Origin of the sequence: Pseudomonas sp. rhizo25 (assembly GCF_031931935.1) — a bacterium.
In the GTDB taxonomy this organism is placed as follows: domain Bacteria; phylum Pseudomonadota; class Gammaproteobacteria; order Pseudomonadales; family Pseudomonadaceae; genus Aquipseudomonas; species Aquipseudomonas synxantha.
Map to the genome: position 1 here is coordinate 1 of NZ_JAUJXA010000012.1, position 11,777 is coordinate 11,777.

The following is an 11,777-nucleotide window of genomic DNA, read 5'->3' on the forward strand; positions in this document are numbered from 1 at the left end:
AAGCAGATCAAGATCAAGATCAAGAGCGGCTCGCTTCGCATCGTGGTTACTGAGGGTCGCTACGTCAGAGTTGTATAGATAACCATGGCTATCGGGGGCAAGCCCTAATGCCAGTCAGTTAAGCGAACGAAATGCTCAAAGCGGCGAAGATCAAATGTGGGAGGGGGCTTGCCCGCGAAGACGTCGGCCCAGCAAACATTGATGTTGGCTGACCCACCGCTATCGGGGGCAAGTCTCCTTCCACAGTTGGTCATCCACGTATCCGAATCTGGTCACTTACCCCTAGAATGGCTGCTACTCCACCTCTGGCTTTTTTTGGGGCACTCATGCACATCTCTTCCGGCCGCTGGGTCTACGGTTTCTTGCTGACTCTGCTGACCGCCTTTCTGTGGGGCATTCTTCCGGTCAAGCTCAAGCAGGTCCTGCAGGTCATGGACCCGATCACCGTCACCTGGTTTCGTCTTACTGTGGCCGGCACTTGTTTGTTCGTGTACCTCGCCGTCACCAAGCGCCTGCCCAGCCGCAAGGTGCTCGGTCCCAGGGGCGGTTGGCTGGTGGCCATGGCGGTGTGCGGGCTGGTGGGTAACTACGTGCTGTATCTGGTTGGCCTTAAGATGCTCAGCCCCGGCACCGCCCAATTGGTGGTGCAGATGGGCCCGATCTTCCTGATGATCGCCAGCGTGTTTGTCTTCAAGGAGCGTTTCAGCCTGGGGCAGGTCCTCGGCCTGGTGGTGCTGATTATCGGCTTCGGCCTGTTTTTCAATCAGCGCCTCGTGGAGTTGCTGACGTCCCTGGGCACTTATACCGCCGGGGTGCTGACCATCCTGCTGGCCACCTCGATCTGGGTGTTCTATGCCTTGGGCCAGAAGCAATTGTTGACGGTATGGAATTCCTTGCAGGTGATGATGGTGATCTACCTGTTCTGCGCGTTGCTGCTCACGCCGTGGGCGCATCCCCTGGAGGCATTGCAGTTGAGCCCCCTTCAAGGCTGGCTGTTGCTGGCGTGCTGCATGAATACGCTGGTGGCGTATGGCGCGTTTGCCGAAGCGCTGGCCCACTGGGAGGCGTCGCGGGTGAGTGCGACCCTGGCGTTGACGCCGCTGGTGACCTTTGTCGCGGTGGCGCTGGCGGCGTGGCTGTGGCCGGATTATGTCCAGGCCGAAGAGATCAACGCCCTGGGCTACTTCGGCGCATTCGTGGTGGTCTTGGGGTCAGCTGCAGTCGCCCTGGCGCCGTCGCTGCTCGCCGGGCTCAAGGCCCGGCGGCTGCGCATGGCGGTTTAGCTACCGAGCATGTTTTCCGGACGTACCCACTGGTCGAACTCGGCGTCGGTGAGGTAGCCCAGCTCCAGCGCGGCTTCGCGCAGTGTCAGCCCTTCGGCGTAGGCTTTCTTGGCGATCTCTGCCGACTTGTCGTAGCCGATATGCGGGTTGAGTGCGGTGACCAGCATCAGCCCGCGCTCCAGGTGTTCGGCCATTTTCTCGGCGTCGGGCTCAAGACCGGCGATGCAGTGCTCCTGGAAGTTGTTGCAGCCGTCGGCCAGCAGGCGGATCGATTCGAGCAGGTTATGGATGATCACCGGCTTGTACACATTCAACTGCAAGTGCCCTTGGCTGGCGGCCATGCTAATGGTCACGTCGTTGCCCAGCACCTGGCAGGCCAGCATCGACAGCGCTTCGCACTGGGTGGGGTTGACCTTGCCCGGCATGATCGAACTGCCCGGTTCGTTGGCCGGTAGCTTGACTTCGGCCAGGCCGGCCCGTGGGCCTGAACCCAGCAGGCGCAGGTCATTGGCGATTTTCATCAGCGCTACGGCCAGGGTTTTCAACGCGCCGTGCAAAGTCACCAATGGCTCATGGCCGGAGAGGGCGGCGAATTTGTTCGGCGCGGTCACAAAGGGCAGGCCCGACAACGCTGCCAGCTCGGAAGCAATCGCCTCGCCAAAGCCGTGGGGTGCATTGAGCCCGGTGCCCACCGCTGTGCCGCCTTGGGCCAGCTCGCACACGGCGGGCAGGGCACTGCGGATCGCCCGCTCTGCGTAATCGAGCTGGGCGATAAACGCCGAGAGTTCCTGGCCGAAGGTGATCGGCGTGGCGTCCATCATGTGGGTGCGCCCGGTCTTGACCAGCTTCATATGCCGTGCAGCCAGCTCCGCCAGGCCACCGGACAAGGTCGCAATCGCCGGCAGCAACTGCTGATGCACCGCCTGCACTGCAGCAATGCTCATGGCAGTAGGGAAGCAGTCGTTGGAGCTCTGGGAGCGGTTGACGTGGTCATTGGGATGCACCGGGCTCTTGCCGCCGCGGTTATTGCCTGCCAGTTCGTTGGCGCGACCGGCGATCACTTCATTGGCGTTCATGTTGCTCTGGGTGCCACTGCCGGTCTGCCAGACTACCAGAGGGAACTGGTCGTCATGTTGACCCTCGAGGATCTCGTCGGCGGCCTGTTCGATCAGCCGGGCGATATCGGCGGGCAGGTCGCCGTTGCGGTCATTGACCCGGGCGGCGGCCTTCTTGATCAGGGCCAGGGCATGCAATACCGCCAGCGGCATACGTTGCTCGCCAATCGCGAAGTTGACCAGCGAACGTTGGGTTTGCGCGCCCCAATACGCATCATCAGGGACCTGTACTTCTCCCAGGCTGTCGGTTTCGATACGGCTCATCGGGCACCCTCCTTATCCAGTCGTGATTGGTCAGTTTAGGCCCTGACGGCTGCCGTGGGTTCCCTAAATCGGTATTTGTGCCATTGCGCCCCGCAAAACCAGGGCCTGCGTGGGGTGGGGTTGAGCCGCGAGGTTTTTTAGGCGCAGAATGGGCGCCCTTGGGGTCTTACCTCGCCTGCTAGAAAAGGAAACTCGATGACTCGTCTTCGTGCCATCTGTACCGCGGTTGCTCTGGTTTGCGCCAGCGGCCAGGTTTTTGCCGATACCGCCAGCCACAACGCCAGTGCCGAAGCCTTCCTTACCCTGGCCCATGCTGACAAGCTGGGGACCCCGGTGTACATGCAAGTGCAGCAAATGTTCGCCCAGCGCTTCGAACAGACCAAGGCGCCTGCCGCCAAGCAGTCTGTACTGGACAGCTACCAGGCCAAGGCCAACGCTGCCCTGGACCAGGCTATCGGCTGGCCGAAGCTTAAACCGGACATGGTCAAGCTCTACACCACCAATTTCAGCGAATCGGAACTCAAGGACCTGGTAGCTTTCTACCAGTCGCCACTGGGCAAGAAAGTCCTGGAAAAAATGCCACAACTGACCCAGCAATCGGCCCAGATGACCCAGGCCAAGCTGGAAAGCGCGGTGCCGGTGGTGAACAAGCTGTTGGAAGACATGACCAACGAGCTGACGCCAAAAGCCGCCGCACCGGCCAAGAAGAAGTAAGCAGGAATGACCATGCAACAGCGTATCGAAACGGCGCTCGCCGCCCTGGAGCCGCAACACTTGGACGTGCTGGATGAGAGCCATATGCATAGTCGTGGGTTGCAGACCCACTTCAAGGCCGTGCTGGTCAGCTCGCAGTTCGAGGGGCTCAACCGCGTCAAGCGCCACCAGAAGGTCTACGCCACCCTGGGTGACCTGATGAGCGAGTTTCATGCGTTGGCGCTGCATACCTATACGCCTGATGAATGGGCGAAAATCGACGCAGCCCCGGCCTCGCCGACCTGCGCCGGCGGGCATTGAGCGCAGCCCCGACCCGCGCGAGCGGGTCGGGGCGATGCCAGTACCTGGATACACAAAACATCCTCCAGCACCACCTTTCTCCACACCTCATCCCTAGGCTTTCAGGATTACATATCCAGCACTAAGGTCTTGAGGTCATGTCTGCTTCCATCCATCGAAACACGCCGTCCCTGGCTGCATTCGACCCGCGTGGGTTAACTGTTCGTAACATCGATTACCACCGCTCAAGCGCAGAGGTTGAACCGCAGGCGCGCATTCATCGTCAGGTGTTTGGCAGTACGGGCATGATGATTGAACAATGGGACCCACGTCTGTCGCAGTTGTCACGCTCTCAGCCTGACACCCCGGCTAATCAACGCACGGTCTATAGCCTTGGCGGACAAGTGTTGCGCACCGACAGCGTGGACGCCGGCTGGCGACTGACACTGATGGGCGAAGCCGGGAATTTACTGGAAGAGTGGGATGGGCGTGGCGCTCACCAGACTCATCACTACGATCAATATCTACGCCCGGTCGCCGTCTTCGAGCAGGCGGCCAATGACGAGCAAGCGCTGTGCGTCGAGCGTATTGCCTATGCTTTACCCTCGGCTGAAGAGGCTGCACGCAACCGCTGTGGCCAAGTGGTTCGCCACGATGACGGTGGCGGCTCGGTGTTCCACGAATTCTATGGGCTGCACGCGCAGGTTGAGCAGCAGACCCGACGCTTCCGGCAGGCGGATGCTGCGTTGGATTGGCCCCAAGCCGATGCACAACGCGAGGTGCGCCTGGAGCCCGAGAGGTTCCAGACCTCCATTGGGTTTAACGCGCTGGGTGAACGCTTGCATCACACGGACGCCAAGGGTAATCGCGTCGACTACGCCTATGCCGTTGACGGCCTACCGGCGAGTATCTTCGTCACCCCCATGGGCGGCGCGTCTACGCAGGTGCTCAGCCAGCGCGAATATAACGCAGCCGGCCAGGTGCTCAGTGAACGCGCCGGCAACGGTGTTGTGCGCACCATGCAATACCGCGAGTTTGATGGTCGCTTGCGGCAAATGACCGCCCGTCTGCCCGCACAACCGGGCGCAGCGTTGCAAGACCTGAGCTACGACTATGACGGCGTTGGCAACATCGTGCGCATCGATGACCTTGCCCAGCCGACGCAATGGTCGAGCAACACCCGAATCAGTTCGGCCAGCCTTTATGAGTACGACACGTTATCGCAACTGACCAAGGCCACCGGCCGCGAAACCGCCGGCAATACCGCCGGTCCTGCGTTACCGGCGAGGGTGGCGTTTGGCTCGACAGACGACAGCGTATGGCGTCGCTACACCCAGCGGTTCAGCTATGACGTTGCCGGCAATTTGCTTGAGTTGCAGCATGTGCCCAGCAGCGGCACGGGCTTCACGCGGCAGATGAGCGTGGCCGCAGGCAGCAATCATTTTCTGCCGCAGGCCGATGGCAAGACCGCGCCCGGGTTGGGGCAGGGTTTTGACGACAACGGCAATCTGCAAACGCTGGGCGGCGATCAAAAGATGGCTTGGGATGTGCGCAATCAACTGGTGCGCCTCACGCAGCTGCGGCGCGAGGGCGGCAATGACGATGAAGAACGCTACGCCTACGATGCCACCGGTCGGCGCATCCTCAAACGCCGGGTCTCCCAGGCCCGGGGCGTGGTGCATACGGCCGAGGTGCGCTACTTGCCGGAACTGGAAGTTCGCCATGACAGCGCAACGGGTGAGCAACTGAATGTACTCAACCTCGATGTCGGTACTACCACCGTCCGCGTCCTGATTTGGGATCGCCACCCCTCGGGCGTCCGCCAGGACGCGCAGATCCGTTACGGCTTATCGGACCACTTGGGCAGCAGCACTATGGAGCTGGGCGAGCAGGCGCAACTGCTTAGCCAGGAAAGCTATTATCCCTACGGCGGTACCGCGTGGTGGGCGGCGAAAAGCGCCAGCGAGGCGAGCTATAAATTCATCCGTTATTCGGGCAAGGAGCGCGATGCCAGTGGGCTGTCCTACTACGGCTTCAGGTATTACGCGCCGTGGTTGTATCGCTGGATCAGCCCGGACCCGACCGGCGATGCTGACGGTTTGAATTTGTACGCCATGGTCGGCGGCAACCCCGTCAGCAAGATCGATGAGCAGGGGCTGACGGCGACACCGGCTTTGGAACAACCTCGGCAGACTCAACTACGCAGGCTTTCCATCAGTCGCAGGCTCGCGCATATGCAGCTCATTTTGCGACCCAGGATACAAGCGGCTTCATCGGCTGCCATTCGCGATGGTTTATCCGCCTATATTTCCAATACCTTCTGGACGGGTGTCGATCTGGCGGTGTTCAGCAACATCCAGCCGATGGCGCAACGCAATCAAATCTTGCGCATGACCGTTGCGGCACTGGATGCAGTGTCCACGGCACATATGAGCACTGGTATTGTCGGTAACTGGACGCAATATGCACCCCATGTAGGCGCTGTTCTTGCAGGTGCCGCGGGCATGGGATATGCCGTTTATGGCGACTCGATAGGTGATCAAGCCGAGCACAGCTGGGACCCGGTAGCGGTCCAGCGGTTGGGCGGGCATGTGCGCGCGCTCTCCAGGGAACTCGCGCAGCAGGTCCTCCGTGGGCACGGTACTGGCGTCTCCTGGGGCAGCACGCCCCTGCGCGGCAGGTTGACGCGCACCGCCGGGGCGACGGCGGCCTATGCTCTTGCAACCGTGGCCAACGCGGTATACGGCGGGGATGTGCCTGCGCTGATGCAGCCCAATGTCTCACCTGCAATAGAAGCCTACGATGCAGCGGCGGGAACGATGATTCGTGGTGGTCACCCAACGGCTGTCCACGATCCCCATGACCAGACCCTGCAGCTGCCAGACCCTGCCGCGACGATGCACGGTGGGCTGAGCAGAATGTTCAATCAGGTGTGGACGCACTGGGCCGCGTCCGGTGTCGAGGCATTGGCCGTTGCGCTGACGGGCTTGCCCATGGCCGCCCAAGGCCGAATGACACGCAACCTTGTGATGGCGGCCCGCGGCATGATTGCCGCGCTGACCGAATGGCGCAGCTTGTTCGTACAGTTCGCCAGGGGCGGATATTCGACCTTGGCGACGAGCTGGCGCCCAAGCCCACGCTCCAGGTAGGGGGGGAATGGGCCGCCGTCCTGTCGGGTTGCCACGGATTCAAGCCTGCGTTGACCGTTCCCACTCTGCGTGGGAGCGAACAAAAACTGGAAAGCGCACGCGCTTTGACGATCCGGTCAACCGGGCACTTATCGTTCGTCTGTCAGTGCTTTGGAGGGGTAGCTTGCAGCTCTTCGTAGGTATCGTTTTCATCCTCATTGACGGTGTACCAGGCCCAATAGGTGGTACGCCGCATGAATCCTGCTGCGGTCAATGTCTTCGTCGGGCGGCCGAGAGGGTCGTAGAACTGTCGGTCGCTGTGGCCCAGCTCACGCATGGAATGATCATTGACGTAGGCGTGCTTGTCAGCGAAGTAGGGGCGGTAGATGCGAATGACCAGGCCCTTGTTGTTGTATTCAACACGCTCGCTGACGCGCCAGCGGGGGTCGGCATGCACTTGGCGCAGCTGTTTCTTGAAAGTGCCGGGTACCGTATCGGGTATGTTGTCGACCAGCAGGTTGCCCTGGTCGTCGAGCGCATTGGCCAGGCCTGGCTCAGTCTTTTGCTTGGTCTGCAAGGTACGACCAAAGCCATCCCAACAGGTCAAGGTCATGCGGATCTGTTGGGCGGCATCGTCCGGGTAGCGGTCGGCTTGCAACATGAGCCCATGCACCGGGGTCCGGCTGGCTTTGTCGATCAACGCCTGGAGTTGTTTGTCGCTGTCGCTGAGCCCCTGGCGACCGCTACCCTGGCGCGCTCGTGCACTCAGACGTGCCCTCGCACCCGCGCGGATATGCCCGCTGGGGAGCAAATAGGCTTTGGCGACCCACTCCGGCTTGACCATGGCCAAGTCGACCGCGCCCATCCAACTGAACGGGGCGTAGCAGTGTAGGCTGGCCATGCTCTGCAACACGCTTTGCGCGTTTTCTATGGCAAACGCGGGCGTTACATCCTTGAGCGGGCGGTAGCTCTCCAACGCGGCGAAACCCACTGTGAGGTTATGTTCGTGGCCGCGAAAAGTGTTGACGAGCATTTGCCCAAAACCGTCATACAGCGCTTCTTGAATATTGCCATTGGGGTCGACAATTTTTGTCGGCAGCAGCAGGCGATAGTCGTATTCGGCTTTGGTCACACAACCGTCCGGCGTCTTTACACGCACGGTTTGCAGCGTATAGGGGTCATAGTTGAGTGTTGTTTCGCCATGGGCCTTGGTGGTCCGCAGCGCCCTTAACCGATAAAACTGGGTAGCCTTGCCATAGCGCGGAAAGTGCCGGCGAATCGACCATAGACGATTTTCCTCGGGCGGCACCTCGCCGTCGAATAGAAAAAACAGCTCCATGGAGTGATAGCCGCTGTCGCTGAGCTTTTTTACCAGATCAACCGCAGGTTGGTCAGGCATCGCCGGTATGTGCTTGTAGACATTCAGGCCGTTGTCATCCAGCTCTGCGGTTTCCAGGTAGTCAGTCAAGGCCTGGGCATTGGCGACGCCGGGCTCCAGGGTTTTACCGAGGCCACCGGCTTGTCGATAGCGCTGCACCGACAAACTGCTCAGCTCGCGTTTGGCACCTGCGGCCAATGGCCCGTCGTGGTTGTCGATGAACTTTTCATAGGCGATACGCCCAAGCTCTAACCCACCGGCCGCTGGCGCTTTGCCCAGCACCAGGGCATTGTTTCGTTGGCGGTACGGCAAGGCCAGACGCCAGTTTTGTGCGTCGTCCAGATGAATGTGCTGTGCCAGCGTTTCGCTCAGGTAATAGAACTGCTGTGCGCTGTCATGGGTATCGCGCCACCAACGCTTGTGATACTCATCGACCAGCACGGCGGGTGGTGAGCCGTAGGCGCTGGTACGGCGGGCGTAATGCAGGGTGACACCATGCACCAGGCAGCCATAGGCGTCCCAGCGCAGGTTGATCTGGTGCTGGCACACGGGATCGTCTTCCACCCCTTCATACTGATAGCTGATCGACTCCAGAGCTAATGGCAGTAGCCGGGCATAGGGCGTATGGGCATTGTTCGGCGCCAGTTCGCGGATCAGATAACGCTGTTGCTTGACGCAATAGGGTAGGGTGTCGTGCGCCGGCTCCGCCGCTGCCACCTCCACCCGTAGCACACTGCCGCTGAGTGCACGTGCCACTTCGCGTGCCAACGGTGGCGCAGGATCGCTGATCAAGTCGTCGTGGTGATCCAGCGGCTGTGCCCCGGACGTCGCTTTGTAGCGGCTGACCAGCGTGGGGCCCATGGCTTTGGCCTGGGGGTCGTGAGTGCTATGGCCGAGGGTAGGCATGTCGATGGATTGCCCGGTATGAAACCAGGTTTTGGTGCGCACGGGGGCGCTGAAACCCTGGGTGTGTTGCGTGTCTTTGCTGCTCTCGGTGTCGGTTTGCAGCACAAGCCCGAAACCACCAAATTCGCGGTCCGTGCGGTCGTAATAAGCCTGGCGATAGCGCCATTGTTGGGTCAGTTGGTTGCCGGTAATCTCGTCTCGTTGGGTTTGTTGGCTGACCAGCAGCAGCGCAAAGGGTAACTGGCTGATCGCAGGTTGGCCCTTGGCATGCAGCTCGCGTTTCTCGTCCAGCCACTCTTGGGCACTGCTGCGATATTTGATCGACGCCTGGGCGCCCATATTGTTGTAAGTGCGCGTGAGCAGCCAGGGCTTCTGGCTGAAAAAGTCATAGCGCCAGTGGCCGGGGGTCTGGTGGGCTGCGGTCAGGATCAGGCTTGGACAGCCCAGGCCGAGCACATCGATAACGCTGACCTGGCAGTGGTTGTCATACTGCACGCCCTCTGGCCAAGGGACGTTGATCGCCTGTGCCTCAAAGCCGTTGCCGCCTTTGTTGAGGAAAATACTCAAGTGAGTGGCGCTCAAATACAGCAGGTCTGCCGCGCCGCCGCCATTGAGGTCGACGAGCAGTACATGCGCCGCATTGAACGTTTGATAACGAAACGGCAATGTAGCCAATACAAAACCCCGGGCGAAACGACCCCGACCCAGGTTCGGCCAACATTTCACTTCGTTATGCCGGATACGCACCAGATGCTGTTGGCCTGTGGCGAGTACATCGCTGAACGCCACCAGTTCATTGGGTGAGGAGGAAATGATCGGCAACCCATCGTCGGGCGTATACGGCACCTCAGTGGCGGGTGCGAAGCCGGATGTTCGGCGATTTTCATACAGGCGTACGCTACGCGGGCCGATCATCGCAAAGTCATGACGGCCTGCCCCCATCAAGTCAGCGAGCATGCCCTGGGGGTGGAAGAACTCCGACGGGAATGCATCGAACGGCGTATAGACTGACCAATTGTGCTGTTCGTCCTGGCTGAAAAAACCGTTGAGCCCGGTCCCGGCCACCAGCCAGTCCAAACGCCCGTCGCCATCCACATCGGCCAGCGCCTGGTGGATGGGCCGCGTGCTGTCGGCGACCGGCACCCGCGTCAACTCCCGCGCCGCACCGTAGCTCACCTCGTCGCTGGTTTGCGGGTGTTGCGGCCTCAGCGGTTCACGGTAATACCAACTGTTGTCTGCGCGATACAACATACCGGGCAGGCCGTCGCCGTACAGATCTACCAGTTGATAACGATCACCGTCATGCAGCTTGGGCAATGCATTGAATGCCTGGTAGCGGCCCGGGTCGACCTTGAGATGGCTCGATTGATAAAAACACTCCAGCGGCGGGCGGCTCACGCTATTGCCCGCGCTGTCGAAGGCCTGCTCATGGACCCCGCTCAACAGGCTGACATGGCTGGGTGCGTGGTATTCCAGCAGCAAGCGCTTGGCCAGTACCGGATCGGCACCCATTCGCGCTTCTTTGGGGAAGTGGTGAAACATCAGGATCTGGCTGCACCGGCGCAGGGTGCGTAACTCGAAGCCGAAGGCAAAATCCGAGCAGGGGTCGGGTCGTTCCGGCCAGTCCCGGATTTTCTGGTACGTCGGCCGCCGATCCAGTTCAAGGGCGCGTTCACCATAATCAAAGAGCAATTGAAAGTGCCAGCCCACGTCCGGTTTATCGTCGGTCTGCCAGAGGTAAAGCTGCTCGTGCTCACGGGCGGTGAAGTTGCCGTAGCAGACACTTTCCAGGTAATGCCGGGCTCGACAATCCCTGGGGTAGCGCGTGTTATCGGTTTCTTTTGTGTAGTGATAATAAATGTGCTCACCGTGGGCATTCAGGCTTTCCTGCAACAACCACTGCGCCACGTGGTGCGCGTGGTCCGGATCGGCAATTCGGGCCAAGGGGGTTTTTCCGTAAAAGTGCTGACTGCCATCGGCACTGTGTATCAGCCAGAAGCCGGCGGTGTCGGTTGCCGATTGCCAGTGTTCGATACGGTCGAAGCGGGTCTCGACCCTGGGGAAGTGGCGGGTGACCGTATACGCGATGGACAGTGGCAAGCCATTGAATGAAGCAAGGCGGCTGCTGCTGATCACGCCGTTGGCGTCGCGTTCAGGTAGCCAGATTTGCGCGTCGGGGCCCACCAACACATCGTGCATCGTGTAGTCAGGCACGCCATGGGAGGTACGCCGGCTGACGGCGCCCAGGGGCAGCCCCCAGCCCAGGCCGAAGGGGCCGTTACCGGCGCCGCTGTGGTAGGTCAGCGACATGGCCGGCGCATAGCCGCGCGCGGGAGAGATCGGCAAGGGAATTTCAAAGCTTGCTGTACCACTGGAGCCGATATCGCCCCAGCCCTTGCCGGTGCCTTGGATGGCAGCACCGCCTTTGGGCAGTGTCGGGGTATTGACCTGCAGTTTGAGAGTGTCGTCGCTCATGCCTGACCCCAACTGGCTGCGGCGGGGGGGCAAGGGTGTGTGTGGTCAATCAGTTGAGCGAGCAAGGAGCTGCTGTCGGCTTGCATATTCATACGTTCCTTCACTCCCGCCGATGGGTTCGGCGGGCAATGAAAAAACGCTATCACGCAGGTTGACGGGGCCGGGCATAGGTATTTAAACCGCCGCAGCCCAGTATCTGTGGCGATAACGCTTGCTCTCGTTGGGCTGCGTAGCA

General features: G+C 60.7%; 6 protein-coding genes. 4 read left to right on the forward strand and 2 right to left on the reverse strand.

The annotated features are described in order from the left end of the window. Positions 1 to 326: 326 nt before the first annotated feature. Positions 327 to 1,283 carry a DMT family transporter gene (locus QZR30_RS21980; protein WP_046071884.1) on the forward strand — a complete coding sequence of 319 codons (957 nt, stop codon included), beginning with the start codon at positions 327 to 329 and terminating at the stop codon, positions 1,281 to 1,283. On the opposite strand, the gene QZR30_RS21985 is transcribed toward QZR30_RS21980, so the two are convergent. Further along, on the reverse strand, positions 1,280 to 2,662 hold the full coding sequence (locus QZR30_RS21985) for a class II fumarate hydratase (RefSeq protein WP_046071885.1): 1,383 nt from the start codon (positions 2,660 to 2,662) through the stop codon (positions 1,280 to 1,282). The two genes, QZR30_RS21980 and QZR30_RS21985, sit on opposite strands and share 4 nt — an antisense overlap. Positions 2,663 to 2,857: 195 nt before the next feature. Between QZR30_RS21985 and QZR30_RS21990 the strand changes: the two genes are divergently transcribed. From QZR30_RS21990 to QZR30_RS22000, 3 genes are all read left to right on the forward strand, one after another. Beyond that, positions 2,858 to 3,376, forward strand: coding sequence for a DUF2059 domain-containing protein (locus tag QZR30_RS21990; protein ID WP_003236690.1), 519 nt, complete (start codon positions 2,858 to 2,860; stop codon positions 3,374 to 3,376). 6 nt (positions 3,377 to 3,382) lie between these two features. Then, positions 3,383 to 3,676, forward strand: a complete 294-nt coding sequence (locus tag QZR30_RS21995) for a BolA family protein (protein ID WP_046071886.1) — start codon at positions 3,383 to 3,385, stop codon at positions 3,674 to 3,676. Positions 3,677 to 3,813: 137 nt separating this feature from the next. Continuing rightward, positions 3,814 to 6,804: an RHS repeat-associated core domain-containing protein gene (locus QZR30_RS22000; protein ID WP_311904152.1), complete on the forward strand. Its 2,991-nt coding sequence runs from the start codon at positions 3,814 to 3,816 to the stop codon at positions 6,802 to 6,804. Between the two features lie 142 nt (positions 6,805 to 6,946). On the opposite strand, the gene QZR30_RS22005 is transcribed toward QZR30_RS22000, so the two are convergent. Continuing rightward, complete coding sequence (locus QZR30_RS22005; protein ID WP_311904154.1) at positions 6,947 to 11,542, reverse strand: SpvB/TcaC N-terminal domain-containing protein; 4,596 nt, start codon at positions 11,540 to 11,542, stop codon at positions 6,947 to 6,949. Positions 11,543 to 11,777: the final 235 nt, after the last annotated feature.